Source organism: Synechococcus sp. KORDI-100 (assembly GCF_000737535.1).
In the GTDB taxonomy this organism is placed as follows: Bacteria; Cyanobacteriota; Cyanobacteriia; order PCC-6307; family Cyanobiaceae; genus Parasynechococcus.
Genome location: NZ_CP006269.1, coordinates 1100192 through 1115570, shown reverse-complemented (window position 1 = coordinate 1115570; position 15379 = coordinate 1100192). Strand labels below are relative to the sequence as shown.

At 62.0% G+C, this 15379-nt stretch carries 17 protein-coding genes; 8 read left to right on the top strand and 9 right to left on the bottom strand.

Annotation, left to right across the window (positions count from 1 at the left end; translation table 11 throughout):
• Positions 1–27: 27 nt before the first annotated feature.
• The 6 genes from KR100_RS05590 to KR100_RS05560 all read left to right on the top strand — a co-directional run bounded on the left by KR100_RS05590 (position 28) and on the right by KR100_RS05560 (position 5418).
• Positions 28–1314, top strand: a complete 1287-nt coding sequence (locus KR100_RS05590; RefSeq protein WP_038543906.1) for a glucose-6-phosphate dehydrogenase assembly protein OpcA — start codon at positions 28–30, stop codon at positions 1312–1314.
• Between the two features lie 15 nt (positions 1315–1329).
• A complete protein-coding gene (locus KR100_RS05585; protein WP_038543904.1) occupies positions 1330–2694 on the top strand; it encodes a cobyrinate a,c-diamide synthase in 1365 nt (454 codons plus the stop codon).
• Positions 2643–2993, top strand: coding sequence for an acylphosphatase (locus tag KR100_RS05580; protein ID WP_038543902.1), 351 nt, complete (start codon positions 2643–2645; stop codon positions 2991–2993). Before KR100_RS05585 ends, KR100_RS05580 begins: the two co-directional genes overlap by 52 nt.
• 102 nt (positions 2994–3095) lie before the next feature.
• Positions 3096–3485, top strand: a complete 390-nt coding sequence (locus KR100_RS05575) for a hypothetical protein (RefSeq protein WP_038543900.1) — start codon at positions 3096–3098, stop codon at positions 3483–3485.
• A gap of 161 nt (positions 3486–3646) precedes the next feature.
• The gene (locus tag KR100_RS05570) at positions 3647–4249 is read left to right on the top strand and encodes a histidine phosphatase family protein (RefSeq protein WP_038543898.1); all 603 of its coding nucleotides are present in this window, start codon (positions 3647–3649) and stop codon (positions 4247–4249) included.
• A gap of 482 nt (positions 4250–4731) precedes the next feature.
• Complete coding sequence (locus KR100_RS05560; RefSeq protein WP_038543893.1) at positions 4732–5418, top strand: GAP family protein; 687 nt, start codon at positions 4732–4734, stop codon at positions 5416–5418.
• Here KR100_RS05560 and KR100_RS05555 read toward each other — a convergent pair.
• From KR100_RS05555 to crtE, 3 genes are read right to left on the bottom strand one after another with little or no spacing between them, the layout of a single operon-like run.
• Positions 5357–6847, bottom strand: coding sequence for an ATP-dependent RecD-like DNA helicase (locus tag KR100_RS05555; RefSeq protein ID WP_051847333.1), 1491 nt, complete (start codon positions 6845–6847; stop codon positions 5357–5359). The genes KR100_RS05560 and KR100_RS05555 overlap by 62 nt on opposite strands.
• A complete protein-coding gene (locus KR100_RS05550) occupies positions 6844–7356 on the bottom strand; it encodes a divergent PAP2 family protein (protein ID WP_038543891.1) in 513 nt (170 codons plus the stop codon). The genes KR100_RS05555 and KR100_RS05550 overlap by 4 nt, the downstream gene beginning before the upstream one ends.
• Positions 7353–8243, bottom strand: a complete 891-nt coding sequence (gene crtE / locus KR100_RS05545) for a geranylgeranyl diphosphate synthase CrtE (RefSeq protein WP_038543888.1) — start codon at positions 8241–8243, stop codon at positions 7353–7355. Before crtE ends, KR100_RS05550 begins: the two co-directional genes overlap by 4 nt.
• A 45-nt stretch (positions 8244–8288) precedes the next feature.
• On the opposite strand from crtE, the gene KR100_RS05540 reads away from it, so the two are divergent.
• The gene (locus tag KR100_RS05540) at positions 8289–9659 is read left to right on the top strand and encodes a hypothetical protein (protein WP_038543886.1); all 1371 of its coding nucleotides are present in this window, start codon (positions 8289–8291) and stop codon (positions 9657–9659) included.
• Here KR100_RS05540 and KR100_RS05535 read toward each other — a convergent pair.
• Both KR100_RS05535 and folD read right to left on the bottom strand, forming a co-directional pair.
• Positions 9649–10335: a TIGR02466 family protein gene (locus tag KR100_RS05535; protein WP_038543883.1), complete on the bottom strand. Its 687-nt coding sequence runs from the start codon at positions 10333–10335 to the stop codon at positions 9649–9651. The two genes, KR100_RS05540 and KR100_RS05535, sit on opposite strands and share 11 nt — an antisense overlap.
• Positions 10336–10343: 8 nt before the next feature.
• Complete coding sequence (gene folD, locus KR100_RS05530; RefSeq protein WP_038548046.1) at positions 10344–11225, bottom strand: bifunctional methylenetetrahydrofolate dehydrogenase/methenyltetrahydrofolate cyclohydrolase FolD; 882 nt, start codon at positions 11223–11225, stop codon at positions 10344–10346.
• A 97-nt stretch (positions 11226–11322) separates the two neighbouring features.
• Between folD and KR100_RS05525 the strand changes: the two genes are divergently transcribed.
• On the top strand, positions 11323–13422 hold the full coding sequence (locus KR100_RS05525; protein ID WP_038543880.1) for an HDIG domain-containing metalloprotein: 2100 nt from the start codon (positions 11323–11325) through the stop codon (positions 13420–13422).
• On the opposite strand, the gene KR100_RS05520 is transcribed toward KR100_RS05525, so the two are convergent.
• The 4 genes from KR100_RS05520 to KR100_RS05505 all read right to left on the bottom strand — a co-directional run bounded on the left by KR100_RS05520 (position 13404) and on the right by KR100_RS05505 (position 15154).
• Positions 13404–13673 carry a SemiSWEET family sugar transporter gene (locus tag KR100_RS05520; protein ID WP_038543878.1) on the bottom strand — a complete coding sequence of 90 codons (270 nt, stop codon included), beginning with the start codon at positions 13671–13673 and terminating at the stop codon, positions 13404–13406. The two genes, KR100_RS05525 and KR100_RS05520, sit on opposite strands and share 19 nt — an antisense overlap.
• Before the next feature lie 138 nt (positions 13674–13811).
• On the bottom strand, positions 13812–14285 hold the full coding sequence (locus KR100_RS05515) for a pseudouridine synthase (protein WP_369793828.1): 474 nt from the start codon (positions 14283–14285) through the stop codon (positions 13812–13814).
• Positions 14275–14769, bottom strand: a complete 495-nt coding sequence (locus KR100_RS05510; protein ID WP_038543876.1) for a hypothetical protein — start codon at positions 14767–14769, stop codon at positions 14275–14277. Before KR100_RS05510 ends, KR100_RS05515 begins: the two co-directional genes overlap by 11 nt.
• A gap of 79 nt (positions 14770–14848) precedes the next feature.
• Positions 14849–15154, bottom strand: a complete 306-nt coding sequence (locus KR100_RS05505; protein WP_038548043.1) for an MTH1187 family thiamine-binding protein — start codon at positions 15152–15154, stop codon at positions 14849–14851.
• Positions 15155–15379 lie beyond the last annotated feature (225 nt).

The window sequence follows — 15379 nt, the reverse complement described above, 5'->3', positions numbered from 1 at the left end:
ACCAACTCTGCGCCCGCACCCTCAGCCATGTCCCCCCAGCTCACCCTTCAGACCCCTCTGGAACTCGCCCCTGCCGAGGTTCCCACCTACCTCGAGCAGCTTTGGTCCCCTGAGCAGCAAGGCAGCACAGGAACGGGGGCCAACACGTTCTGCCTGCTGATCTGGCAACCCGCCTGGGCCGAGCAGCAGCTTGTGAGAAGTGGCCGTCTCAAAGGGCCGATCACTGGGCAGCAGTCCAAGCAGTTGATCGCGGCAGGCCGGCAGGCCATTGCCGATGCCGATCTGCCTCTGAGCACCCCGCCCCTGGACATCGCTGTGATCAGGGCATGCGCCGCGTTCGAGGGGAGTGAAGCCAGCGACGACCTGCGGGGGCAGTACATCGATCCAGCTCTCAGTGCCCTGCAACCGCGACGTCTAATCACGCTGGCACCCACCATCGACGACGGCAAGCCACTGGAAACCCTCGTGGCGGCCTACTGCCCACTGCCGGAAGAAGGTGGCGGCACCGCAGCCTGTGGCGATGTTGTGGTGCTGCGAGGCGGCCATGACGCGCTCCAGGACGGGATGAACATCCTTCAACCTCTGCTTCCGCCATCCATGCCGTCCTGGGTGTGGTGGAACGGTTTCCTCGATGAAGCGTCAGGGCTCCTGGAGCAGCTGGCCAGCTCTCCAAGACGCCTCATCATCGACACCGCCAACGGCACTCCCCGCCATTGCCTTGACCTGCTGCGCGATCGAGTGGAGTCAGGACAGGCTGTCAACGATCTGAACTGGCTGCGACTGCGCAGCTGGCACGAGACGCTGGCGATGGTCTTTGACCCTCCCCATCGTCGTGATGCCCTCAGCCATATCGTGCAGTTCGACATCGATGTCGAAGGCCACCATCCAGCCCAGGGGCTCCTGCTGGCAGGCTGGGTTGCCGATCGACTGGGCTGGCAGCTGGAGCACACCGAAGCCACGGAGGACGGCATCGCTTCCCGCTTCAGACGCGGCGACGGGGTTGAGGTGAACTTCCATCTGATGTCCGTGCCCATGGGCCAGCCCAGTGTCCATGCAGGACAGATGGTCGGCCTGCGTCTCGTCAGCCAGCCGGACAATGCCAAAGGGGTCTGCGTGATTCTTTGCGCCGAATCCGGTGGCTGCATGCGTTTGGAAGGTGGCGGCATGGCCAGCATGGAACTGTTGGAGGAGCTGGTTCCCACCCAGCACGCCTCTCCGGAGATGGATGTCGCCCGTCTGCTCAGTGGTGGGCACGACACCACCAATCCCCTGCTGGCCGCCGCGGCACCCCTGGCTGCCAGGCTGCTGGCCTAGCAACCACTCCACCCCATGGCCGTTGTCATCGCGGCGCCAGCCAGCGGCAGCGGCAAGACCCTTCTCAGCCTGGCTCTCCTGAGCTGGGCGCGATCCACTGGGCGCGTTATTCAGCCTTACAAGGTTGGGCCGGACTACCTCGATCCCCAGCTTCTGAGCACGGCTGCCGGGCGCTCCTGCCGCAACCTCGACAGCAACCTCTGTGGTGAGAGCTGGGTTGTGAGGGCTTTTCACGGCTACAGCCGCTCAGCCCAGCTTGCTCTTGTCGAGGGCGTCATGGGGTTGTTCGACGGCCTGGGCAGCAGTGAGCAAGGCAGCACTGCTGCAACGGCAAAGCTGCTCAATCTGCCGGTGGTGCTCGTTGTGGACGCCGGCGGGCAGGCCGCTTCGCTTAGAGCCCTGGTCCGTGGTTTTCGTGATCACGACCCGACGCTGCAGCTGGCCGGTGTTGTGTTGAACCGTGTCAGCAGTGCACGGCACCGGGACCTCCTGGCGGATGTGCTGACCGGCATCGACGTGCCGCTGCTGGGCTGCCTGCCGCGAACCGACGATCTGGCACTCCCCTGCAGGCATCTCGGTCTTGCCCCTGCCCATGAACTGGACAACCGCAATCAACGCCTGAAGCGCTGGGCATACCTGGCAAAGACCCATCTCAACCTCCAACGGCTCGAGCCACTTCTGGCCGCCCCAAGGGTTGGAGACGATCCAGTGGCCAACCTCCCGCAGCCGACAGGCGAGTCGTTGCCGGTGGCCGTGGCCTCCGATGAGGCCTTTCACTTCCGATACCAGGAAACAGGAGAGCTTCTTGAACACATGGCAATGCCGCTCCTGCCCTGGAGTCCCCTGGCCGATGAACCACTGCCTGCCCAAGCACGCGGACTGATCCTGCCCGGCGGGTTCCCGGAGCAGCATGCCGAGCAGCTCAGCCACTGCAAGCGCAGTCTCAGCAGTCTGCGCCAGGCTTCAGGGCGGCTGCCGATCTACGCCGAATGCGGCGGCATGCTGCTGCTGGGACGAACCCTGACCGATCTTGACGGCACCGGACGGGCCATGGCGGGACTCCTTCCGTTTGCAGCCAGCAGGGGACGACTTCAGGTTGGATATCGCACCCTTCGACCCAGGCGCAATGGTCTCCTGACGCGTCAGAACGAGCAGCTGCAGGGGCATGAGTTCCATCGCTGGTCCCTCGACACGCGCCCGTCCGACATGGCGCTGTGGGAAATTGAGGGGTGGCGTCTTGAACAGGTGAGGGAAGGATGGGGAGATCAAAGACTTCACGCCAGCTGGGTTCACCTGCACTGGGCCAGCTCTACGACGATCTGTTCCCGGTGGCGCGACGCTCTCGCAGCCGCGCCGAATCTCTGGAGCGACGCTTTGTAAGTCGCGCACAAGCACGTCTGCATCCCTTCCTCGAGCGTTGGCAACTGCTGATCCACGGTCGCGTGCAGGGGGTTGGGTTCCGCAGCAGCTGCTGCCGACGCGCTCAGGACCTCGGCATCACTGGCTGGGTCCGCAACCGGCATGACGGCAGCGTGGAAGTGCAGGCTGAAGGTTCACCCCATGCCATTGCCGAACTGAGGGCCTGGTGCGAACAGGGACCGCCTGGAGCCAGGGTGCTGCAGGTGCTGCCTGTGAGGCTGCCTGCCACAGGGGAGGACTGGTTTGAAGTGCGCTACTGAATCAGCCCAATCAGATCAGTCCCATAAAGAGATTGGGAACAGGGCGGCCCTGACACGTTCTCCATGGCTAGGTCGACGTCATGGGTGTGCCCAGGCCAGACCATGTTCCGTTTCAGCATCATTTTCACCATCACCGTGGTGCACTTGATCGGAATGGATGTGGTGAGTGCCAAGCGCCAACCTGCCCAGCGGATGTACGCCAGCACGGAGGACGCGCAGCTCGCCTGTCATCGCTGGAGGCAAGGTGAGGGGACCTTCAAGGTGCGCATTCCAGAGGCGCGCTTGGGCGGCGGTTCCGCAACGGTTGACACCTTCATCCGCGGCTGCGAAGCCGACCTGGATCAGCCTGTCGTGCTCGGATATCGCTACAGCGTGGTCGCTGATGCGCACTACGACGCCTCGCTTTCAACGCTGCACCACAAGGTGTTTCGACGCTTCCCCTTTCCGGCACCTCCTGCCGAGACTGAGCCGACCATCAGCGTCGTTCCATGAATCAGGACTTTTTCAATCCACGCAGCACGGCCTTCTGGCGCGCGCTGCTCGGCATTGTGAGTTTGGTTGTGGGGATCGGACTGGGAGCTCTGATCCTGACCATGTGACGGATCGATCCAGCCCTGGTCATCCTGAACAGGTTGCCCCTGCCTGAGCATTCCATGTCCGACTCGCAACGTCAGCTCTGGCTTCTGCGCCATGGAGCCACGGAATGGGCCTTGAACGGCCGGCATACCGGCAGCACCGACCTTCCACTGCTGCCCGAGGGAGAACAGGAGGCGGCAGCCCTGGCCCCCATTCTTGCGAAGCAGGCCTTCGCCGCCGTGTTCAGCTCACCGCTGCAACGTGCCCGCAGAACCTGCGAACTGGCTGGACTCGGAGCTCAGATGCAACTGCAGAGGGACATCCTTGAGTGGGACTACGGCGATTACGAAGGGATCACAACGCCGCAGATCCGCGAGACCATCGCTGACTGGACGGTCTGGACCCATGGCTGCCCCAACGGCGAAAACGCTGAGCAGGTTCAGGCTCGATGCGAAACAGCGATTGGAAAAGCTCTGGCGGCTCCAGGAGAGGGGGATGTTGCTCTGTTCGCCCACGGTCACATCCTCAGGGCGCTCACGGGCACCTGGCTGGGGCTTGGCGCCTCCGGTGGCAGTTTGTTCAAACTCGGCACAGCATCGGTGAGCGTTCTCGGCTGGGAACGCGGCAAGAGAGCGATCTCTCGCTGGAATGCTCCAACGCAACCGCTTGAACGCTTCTGAACCGAACAGCAAAGGCTGGTCGGCGACCGCTCTGACATGCCTCGAGCACGGTCGCTAACATCAAGACGTGATCGATTACATCTAATCGACTACATCTGATCGGCTACATCTGATCGACTACATGTGCTGGACGACGTCTGGACGTGTGATGAACGACAGCCATGGTTCGACGACAGCCATGCTTTGACGAAGCCATGCTTCGACACTCTTCAGGGTGATTCACTCGGGGGCGAGGGCGGGCCTGCCCCTTTCAAGCGACCAACCCGAACGCGACGATCAGAACAGAGATTGCCAGGACGAACGTCCCCCGGACTGAACGGGCAGGACAAGGCCAATCGCTGCAGACCCTCGACTGAGGAACCTGATCAGTGACAGGTCCCATGCCTGTCGTCTGCGAACGGTCCTGCAGCGAAGGATGCCGCTGGGTTGGCATTCTGAGAGCGGGTGAAAGTCCCCGGAACCGCTAGCGAAAGCCCAACGCCATGACTGGAGTTTCTCTCTGGAGTGATCTGACCGCTTTCGGCATCGGCTTGGCGATCTCTCCACTGCACATCGCCGTTCTCCTACTTCTGCTGCTCGGTCCTTCGCCCCTACGACGCGGTGGCCTGTTTCTGGCGGCCTGGGTTGTCACCAGCTTGCTGACCTTGGTCGCTTTGCTGACCCTCGGACATGGTCTGGTCCTCGACATGACGCACGGCTCCCATCCAAGGACCGGGCTGGATCTGATCGGTGGCGGCGCCCTGCTCACGCTTGGTGGCAGAGAGTGCCTGAATGCCATCACCAACAGTGATGGACCGCCGGGCTGGACCCGCACGGTGGATCGCCTCACAGCGATGCCCATGCCTTTGCTGATCGCTCTCAGCTCTCTGGTTCAGGTGATCACGCCAGACGACTTGCTGCTGTTCGCCAAGTCGGCCTCCGTAATCCTGGCCGCAGGACTACCACTTGATAAGGAGCTGGTCGGCGGTGTCCTGTTCACCCTTGCGGCCAGCATTCTGATGCTGTTGCCGTTTGCAGCGGTGTTGATCAGGCGAGAACGGGTCCTCCCGGTTCTGCAGCATTGCAAGCAACTTCTGTTCGCCCACGGAGAGTTGGTTGTGGCTGGCGTCAGTCTTGTCCTGGGTGGCTATCTGGGCTGGCAGGGACTGTCGGGGCTGACTCGGATCTGAGCCGATCCAGCCAGATGGCACGCTCCTCGGCAGCGTCTCCCTGACCCACAAGCCAGACACCGGTTCGAGCCCGACTGACCGCCACGTAGACCAACTGACGACGCAGGGTCAGGTCCTGCGGCCAGAACACGTCAGGGGCAACGAACACGTCTCCGAAGGTGCTCCCCTGACTGCGATGGACCGTTAAGACCGCTGCCGGTCCGAGGGATGCAAACGCATCTCTGATCAGGAAGTAACGGCGCCAGAAGGGCCGTCCTCCTTTTTTGCCAGCGTCCCTTGCCTGCTGTCGCAGCCGCTGCATGGCTTCATCCAGCAACGAGCGCGCGGCGGACCCCGCCGGAGGCTGAAGGCGAAGGGTCAGGTCCAACTCGCCGGCACGAACGGTTGCAGAGAGTGTCTTGATCACCGGCACCGGACCATCGCTGGGGGAACAGCCAAAGTCCGCCAGATCACAGGCTTCAGGGGCCACATCAAGGACCAGCACCTCTCGATTGGAGCCCAGCACCATGTCCGGCTCCTCCCCGGCTTCCGCACCATCACGGGAGGCCGGCGCCATCACAGCCGAGCGGCTGATCAGCACCTCGCCGGGCAGAACCGGCATCTGATCAGCCATCTCTCCATGAATCGCCCGTCTGGCATGGGGAACCAGCCTCTCAAGGGTGCGATTCGTGTAGCAGAGAACCCTTGCAGCATCGGGATTGTCCTGGAGCGATGCCTGGCGCAGGGCTGTGCGGGCCTGGTCAAGCCAGCTCTGTTTGTCGGTGCAGATCACCTGGCCACGGGCATCGTGGATGGCCGGCAGCAACGGAGGATTGCGACAGGGGAGGCCTCCATCGCGCAGCCGGCTTGCCAGCTGCAGCACCGGGCCCTGATGCCGCACCACCTCGCTGAGTGAGGCGCAGCAGGCACGGCGCATTGCGAAAACAGGACTCTCGGGCTCGCCAACCGGCGGAAGCTGGGCTGGATCACCGACGAACACCAGTCGCGTCTTGAAGGGATGAGCGCACTGCAGCGCGATGCCCAGGAGTGTGCTGTCGACCATCGAGGCCTCGTCCACCAGCACGAGCCCGAGGTGCTCGAGGGCCATCGCCGTCTGCTCTGTGGGTTCACAGGCTTCCGCATCTCCCTGCCGCTTGAGCTTGAGACGCAACAACCGATGAATCGTGGAGGGATACCAGGTGGGGGACAGCCCCTCCAGATCAAGCGCTTGTCGCAACACTCCGACGGCCTTGTGCGTCGGCGCCACAACGGTCCAGCACAGTCCACTGTCTTCAACCTGACGCAGCAGACGCATCGACAGGAAGGTCTTGCCGCTGCCGGCGTATCCGCTCAGGACGAATGGCAGGCCATCCGCGGGCCGATTCAGCCACTCCAAAAAGGCTTCCGACGCTCGCTTCTGATCAGCAGTGAGCTCCGCTGCAGGTCTCACCCCGACCCCGCTCCGATGATGCTGATCAGATGCAGTGGCGAACCAAGAAAGACCAAACCTGGCAAGGCGACAGCAGGACCGATCAGACTGCCGATAAGCACTTGCAGACGGCTGTGACCAAGACTTTCCTTGAGGGGTTTCTCGAGGGTCTCAGGCCAGAGTTCATCGGGCAGAGCATTGACCCGTTCCGCTGTGAACCCTGCTGCACGCCGAATCCCGCTGGCGTCGTACATCACGATGAACGCAACGGTGGCCGCCAAGGCGAAGAGAGGATGGTCAAAGCCCATCGTCCAGCCCAGACCGGCAGCTGTACCTGTCACCAGAGCCGAATGGCTTGACGGCATGCCTCCGGTTTCGACCAGGACAGCGGGCCGCCAGCGTCGGTGAAGAACGAGTTCGATGAACAACTTGGAAAGCTGGGCCAGGCCGCAGGCCGCCAATCCCCAGGCGAGTGAGGCGTTATCGATCAGCTCATGCACCACGGCATGGGTTGGGGCCGTCTCGATCATCGGTCGCGGCTGGTGATGAAATCTGCCAGGGCCAGTAACGGCATCGCGCGTTGCTGCCATGGCCCGAGAACATCCTTGGCCTCCCCGACCAGGGCATCTGCTCGCCGGCGGGACTCTTCAAGTCCCAGCAGCTTCGGGTAGGTGGTTTTGTCGGCGACCAGATCCTTGCCAGCTGTCTTGCCCAACACCTCGCTGCTGGCCGTGATGTCCAGAATGTCATCGATGATCTGAAACGCGAGCCCGATGCCACGGGCATACACACGCAGTGCGGAGATCAGTGCTTCATCGGCACCGCCGACTATGGCTCCGGTGATCACGCAGGCGCTGAGCAGGGCGCCCGTCTTGTGGAGATGGATGTATTCCAGGGTGTCGAGATCAACGTCCTTGCCTTCGCTCTCAAGATCCACCACCTGGCCACCGACAAGCCCGGGAGCACCGGCGACAAGCGAAAGCTCTCCCACCACTTTGAGCAGACGATCCGGCGGCACGCCTGGACTGCGGAGCGACACCATTTCAAACGCTCGTGTGAGCAGGGCATCGCCGGCCAGGATCGCCACGGCCTCCCCGTACACCTTGTGATTGGTCGGCCTTCCACGACGAAGGTCATCGTCATCCATAGCTGGCAGATCGTCGTGGATCAACGACATGGTGTGGATCATCTCCAGGGCCACAGCTGTCGGCATCGCCAGCTCAGCCTCGCCACCAGCGAGTTCACAGGCCGCCAGGCAGAGAATGGGTCGCAGTCTCTTGCCGCCGGCCAGAAGCGAGTAACGCATCGCTTCTCGCAGGGACTCAGGCCGCTCAGGAGCCAGAGAACCATCAAGGGCAGCCTCCACCCGTTCCCTGGCCTGGTTCAGATAGGCCTTGAAATCAAAGCCGTCGGTCATGGAGAGGCCTGAACTGGCGGGATTCTCTCAGGCAGAGCGATTGCGGTGACACTGGACCTCCTGTTCAACCCTGGAGGTCAGGTGCTCGCCCCTATTGAGAACCCTGCGAAGCGACGGGATCGCATCGAAGAGGCCTGCTCAGGAGTTGTTCCCGATCACTGGATCAGCCTTCGTCACGGTCCAACGCAGTTGCCGACGGTCCATCTGGACCAGGAGCTTCTCGTCTACCGCGTCGACAACGGCCGCCTGCTGGCTGCTCTGCAGGAACAGTTCTCGCAGCATCCCGCCGAACTGAATCGCTTGTATCAGCAAGAGGCCAAAGCGGACACGCAGGTGCTCCTGCATCGTCTGCTGCTGGAGAAGGCCGCCGATGAGCGGGGGCCGATTCTGCGGGAGTTGCGGCGACTGAAGGTCCAGACCGAGCCATTGCTTGTCGATGCAACGGGTGTGGTGATCAACGGCAACCGCCGTTTGTCAGCCATGCGGCAACTCCTCAGCGAAAACCCAGAGATCTACCAGCGATTCAGTCAGCCCCTCGTCGCCGTTCTGCCGGCCAGTGTGTCTCGCAGCGAGGTTGAGTACATCGAAACCGCCCTGCAGCTTGCACCGGAAACCAAGCTGCCCTACGGCTGGGTCGATCGCCGCCTCAAACTCCGACAGCAGATCGAGGTCCTCGGGCTCGATCCGGACTGGGTGAAAGAGGCGTATCAACTGGATTCCAGAGAGACGCTTGACCAGGAGCTCGAACAACTCTCGCTGGTCGAGACCTACCTCGGCAGCCTCTGCAAGGCGCCGCATCAGTACTCGCTGGTGTCAGCCTGCGAACCGTTGTTCCAGAAGCTGCAGCAACAGCTGCAAGCACTCTCGGATGATCTCCGTGAACCCTGGCAGGCCATCGGGTTGCTGCTGATCCAGCAGCGCCGTGATCTCGCACCCACCTTCGATCGACAGTTCCCGTTTGAAGCACCGATCCACCGCTCAATGCCAGCACTGGTCCTGCAACGTCTGATCGAGGAGGGACATCTGCAGCCAAGCCTGCGAAACAAGTCAACACGGCTGAAACGTCGCCATCGCCGCAGACTCGTCGCAGAGGTTCTTGAGAATCAGGACCCGAAACGACTGGCGCGAGCCATTGAATCGGCGGTGGACGAGACCCGTCAGCAGCTTCGACAGGAACGGGTTCCCAGTCGGGTTTTGCATCATCTGCAGGCCTCCAAACGCCTGCTTGAAAAGCTGACCCCCGAAACACTCAATTCACGTGAGCGCTTTGAATTGCAAGCTGAAGCCGAGGCCATTCGAGGGCGTCTGAGATTGCTGCTGGCGGACAACCGGTCGGCATCCGGCACCTCCATGGCTCAGAGGTTGTGGCGACTGCAACGACGATTGCAGCGACTGTTGTCCCGGCCTAAGAACTGAACATCGTCAGAGGCACCCAGTCCATCGGATGGGGCATCCGCATCTCCTTGCCTTGCCCTGAGGCTGTCGTAATCGCCAGGTCGTAGGACACGGAGTAACGAGGACTCTGCCCTTCATATGGCATCACTCGGTGTCGCAAATCGGACGGGAACAGCAACAGGCGGTTGGGCTCGGGAGAAAACATGCCTCCTGAAACAGCAGCATCGCGATAGGGAATCGCCATGACATGGCTGAAGTAGTCGTCAGGTGCCTGAAACTCGATCTCGCCGCTGCTGTTGCCGGCTTCCGTACGCACGTAAAAAACCGCGCTCAGCTGCGCATTGCGATGGGTGTGCAGCTCGATTGAGCCCCCGTCCTGGGAACAAACCACGGGCCAGGCCTTCTGAATATGGACTTCAAGGCCATGCTTGGGCCCCAGAAGTCCCTCCAGATAGAGGCTGGTCTGCTCCGCGAGGCGCTGATTGAGCCATTGAAAAGCATCCATGCGATGCAACTGATCCAGGCCGGCATGACCGAGAAGATCACCGGTCAGGTTGTTGCGATCACTGAACTCAGGGTGGAGGAAGACGTTGCGATCAAACGACTCCATTTCAACGTTCATGGCCGCAACGGTCTCGGCATCAGGCTCAAGGTCAACCTGAAGCACCGGTGTGGGGAAGAGCCATTGAAGCGACATTGATGAATTCAGCTGATCAGGTCATCCAGGCCATGAGCAATCCCGTGTCGATGGCACCAAGCCAGAACTGTATTCACGAGCAGCATCGTGACCGTCATGGGCCCCACACCCCCGGGGACGGGAGTAAGGGCAGCGGCAACACCGGCCACCTCATCGGCGCGTACATCTCCGCAGAGTCCACCTTCCGGTTTGCGATGGATGCCGACATCCACCACAACCGCACCGGGGCTGACCTGTTCAGCACCGATCATCCCCGGTCGGCCGGCGGCCACCACAAGAATCTCTGCTGCCTTGGTCAGAGTGGCGAGATCACTTGTGCGTGAGTGAGCCACACTCACCGTGGCGTTGGCCGACTGAAGCATCAGAGCCATCGGCTGACCGACCAGGATGCTCCGGCCGACCACGACAGCTCGCTTGCCGGCCGGATCAATGCCATTGCTGCGCAGGAGTGCCATCACACCGGCCGGAGTGCAACTGCGTGGTCCTGGTTCGCCTTTGAGCAGCCGTCCAAGATTCAGCGTGTGGAGACCATCGGCGTCCTTGTCGGGATCGATCGCCGTCAACAAGGGACCCTCATCCAGGCCATCCGGCAGAGGAAGCTGCAACAGAATTCCATCAACAAGTGGGTCCCTGTTGAAGCGCTGAAGTTCATGGAGCACGTCACCAGCCGCGCTCTCTGCGCTGAGATGCACCCCTGTACTCGTCACCCCAACCCGGGCACAGGCTTTCTCCTTGTTGGCCACGTAAACGCCACTGGCCGGATCATCCCCAACGCGCAGAAGAGCCAGTCCAGGGGGCCGACCGGCCTGGTCGTGATGATCGGCGATCAGCGCACTCAGACGCTGTTCCAGATGTGCGGACAAAGCTTTGCCATCAAGCCGCAGGGCCATGTGATCAAGCTTCCATTCCACACCCAGCATGCCCTGACAGGAGAGCTAGCGTGATCATGTCAACCCGAACCTCCTGGTTCGCCTCCCTGGTGTGAGCATGCTTCGGGCGAGCCTTCTTTGGCGGGGCTGGCTGCAACATCAGGCCCCCAGCCGCAGATTGCTGCGCTGGACCCGTCTTCAGACAGTGGTGTTGCTGCTGGTTTGTATCGCAGTGGCTCTTCTCTCCAGTATTCCCTGGCTGCTGAAGCCCGATCTGCAACCCGGTTCCCTGGCACCGTTCGACGCCGTTGCCCCCAAAGATGCCCTGGTGAAGGACAGCACGGCCCTTGAGCAACGACGCTCGAGCCTCGTTGCCCGTTCGGTTGTTCAGGTCATCGACGACGACGAGACCCTTCAGCTCAGGCAGCGGCTGAACCAACAGCTCGATCAGCTGCAGCAGGTGACGGACAGCGGTTCCGCCGCTCGGATTGGCCCGGTGAATCTTTCGCCCCAGGAACAGCGTTGGCTCAAGAAGCGCAGCGAAGCCGAGCACCTCGCCTGGGACAACGCCGTGCGCCGCGCTGCTGATCGAATGCTCAGCCAGGGGCTTGTGAGCAGCCTTGCGACGGAGGAGCTGCGTCGCGCAGCTGGTATCCAGATGCGGGATCTGCCGCTGGAGGTCGACGATCCGGCAGCACGAACCCTGGCCAGCAAGCTGCTGGTGAGCACGCTCCAGGGAAGCAGCAACCTCCGCACGGACCCGACGCTCAGCAAACAGCTCATTGAGGAGCAGCTCACCAAACAGGGAATCCCAACAATTGAGGTCCGCAAGGGAGACCTGATCACACGCAAAGGTGAATCGATCAGCCCCCAGGCCTACGACGTCCTCGACTACTTCGGGAAGGTTCGGCGCGAGCCTCAGCCGGTGATCTGGCTGGGACGCTTCATTGAGGCCCTGGCGGGCTGCGGCGTGATGCTGCTGGTGATGCGCCGTGAACGCCCCACCCTCGAGGTGCGTCATGCCTTGCTGGCCCTTGGATTTCTGCTGTTGGTCCAGGCGGCGAAGCTCTGGTTCGGGGCGAATGTGATTCCTCTGGCGCTGCTGGTGCCGCCCACATTGGTGCTGACCGAGGGGCTGGGTCCCGGCTGCGGACTGGCGTGGCTGGCGATCGCGAGCCTGCTCTGGCCGGAACAGGTGAACGGCCTGGGTGATGGACGACTGCTGATGGCGGCCTCGGTCGCCGCGGCGGGGGCTCTCCTGGCTGGTCGTCAACGGAGTCGAGGGCAGCTGCTTCAGATGGCGGTGATGCTTCCGCTCGGCGCTTTTCTCGGTCAGTGGCTTCTGCTCCAGCTCCAGCCCTACACAGGCTGGCGCCCCTGGGTGAGTGTCTCCGGCGGACTGGATGAGCTGGCGACAGAGGCCTTGGTGCTGGGCTTGCTGCTGATGACGGCTCTTCTGCTGATCCCGATCCTGGAGGGATCATTCGGCCTGCTGACACGCGCTCGGATGCTGGAGCTGGCGGATCAGGAGCGACCCCTGCTGCGACGTCTCTCCTCCGAAGCCCCTGGCACCTTCGAGCACACGCTGATGATCTGCGGTCTGGCCGAGGAAGGGGCCCGAGCCATCGGAGCGGATGTGGACCTGATCCGAACAGGTTCCCTTTATCACGACGTCGGCAAGCTGCATGCACCCGACTGGTTCATCGAGAATCAGAAGAGCGGTCCGAATCCCCACGACGAACTGGACGATCCTTTCGCCAGCGCTGCCGTCCTGCAGGCCCATGTGGATGAGGGGCTGAAACTGGCACGCCGTCACCGACTGCCGCGGCCAGTCGCCGATTTCATCCCTGAACACCAGGGCACTTTGAAGATGGGGTACTTCCTCCACAAGGCAAGGGAGCAAAATCCCGCGGTGGATGAAGAGCGCTTTCGTTACAACGGTCCGGCCCCCCGGTCCCGGGAAACGGCCGTGTTGATGCTGGCGGACGGTTGTGAAGCAGCGCTGCGTTCCCTGCCTCCTGACACCTCCGAGCGACAGGCGGTCGAGACAGTGCGTTCGATCGTGGAGGCCCGACTTCGCGATGGCCAGCTCCGCAAGAGCTCCCTGAGTCGTGCAGAGATGGAACTGGTGGTGAAGGCCTTTGTACGGGTATGGCGGAGGATGCGCCATCGCCGGATCCCATACCCGATTCCTGCCCGTCAGAGTTTCCGCGGCTGATCCGCCAGCTTGCGCTGCAGGACAACAGCTGCAGGCAGCAAGGTAATCACATTGGCAGCGATCACTGGACCATCACCGGCCATCACGCCATAGATGGTCCACAAGGTCACACCACAGGTGAAAAGGGTGTACATGCCAAGGGAAATCGCCCGGGTGTCCCCGCTTCGCAGGGTCTTGACGGCCTGGGGGAAGAAGCTCGCCGTCGTTAACGCCGCAGCGCCGTAGCCGATCAGTTCTGCTGGAATGGACATGGCATCTGATTCCTGGAAAGAACTCGAAATCTCTGGGCTGTGAAGGGATGTCGGAAGGCAAGTGCGACGGCATGAAGATACAGACGAGACGAGCCTCCATCGCCGTAGATCGGATCCCCCACGATCGGGTGTCCGCGCTCAGCCAGATGGGAGCGCAGCTGATGGGAACGACCGGTGAACGGGACCAGCCACAAACGGGTTGAATTCCATTGTGGCCGCCGCACCCTCCAGCGCGTCCGGGCAGAACGCCCCGCCGGATGAGCCGTAACGAGGCGGATGGCGCTGCAGCCGTGCCAATGGCGCATGAATCACTCCGCTGCCCCGCATGACTCCCATCACATCCGCAACGTACAGCTTGTGAACATCCCGTCTGGCGAACAGGGCATTGCAGCGTCGTAAGGCGTCCTGGCCACGGGCCAGGAGCAACACTCCCGACGTATCGCGATCAAGTCGATGGGCAAGCTGCAGATCAGGGTCGTTCCGCTGCAGGCGGGTGATCACCGAATCCTGCTGATGCATCCCAAGCCCTGGCTGACTCAGCAGCCCAGCGGGCTTCTCCACCGCCAAGAGCCAGTCATCGCGATGCAGTTCCGCAAGGCCTTCAGCGCTCAAGCCGATTGCCGCAATGGCGATAGAACAAGGCCTCCACCTCGTCTGGAGGCAACGCCTGCACCAGACGCGCCTCGACTTCCACATGGTGCTGACTCACGTGGTAAAGCCTCAACTCATGGAAGGCGTCGGGGCTTGTCCGACGGGCTCGATCCATCTCCTGGGTGAGCAAGGCGGCAGGCATCAACGGACCACCGTTGCAAAACTGCATGACATGGGCGGATTCATGGGCAAGCACCATCCAGACATATTCAGGGTCATCCGGAAGGTTGTTGCCGCACATCAGCAGCACCTGCCGTCCCTCATGAAAGGCTCCGAGCAGGCCCTCTGGACAATCCTTCGCCACCAAGGACTCAACACCAGCGCGCCGCATCAGGCGGACATACCCACCGATTCGCTCCCAGGTGGCAGCCCGAGCGGGAGCTGCTGCACCAAGACCGGCGAACAGAAGCAACAGCAGAGCGAATGGCAAGCGGCGGCGACGCACAGATGCGACTCAAAGCTGTACTCATTGGTCTCAACTTTTGACTCGAGGGAGTCGTTTCCCCCATAACTTCTCAAGATTCTCAGACCTTGAGACAGCGTTCCACCGCGTTCACCTTGTCCTCGAAAGACTGTTCACGATCGGTGCGTGTGTTGATCTTCAGCGTTGTGTAGATCCTTGGCGCCCCCATTCGATGCAGTTCCTGATGGCAGGCATGGACGCAGGCCATCACCTCATCCCAGGGGCCTTCAATGGCCGTGCCGTTCGGGCCCAACTGAGACTTGAGTCCAGATTGAGCGATCTGCCGTTGACATGCCGCGATGAACGGAGACAACGAGACGCCGACGCCGATCGGAACGACACAGAGATCAATGCTGACCCACGTCATCAGCCAGGATTCTGCGACGGCGTAATAAGACAGCTCCTGGGGTAATCGATGGTTCTCCAGGAGCCAGTCCCGGTACGAACCTGGACAGCAATGCCCCGTTGTGCCGGAGCGCATGAGGCACCCTGACCTGAACACCAGTTCTGCGCTTCCGTCAAAGCGGATTCCAGACTGTCGTAGGTGGTGTCCAACACAGGGTGGGGCTGACCATCAAGTCCAGCCAGACGA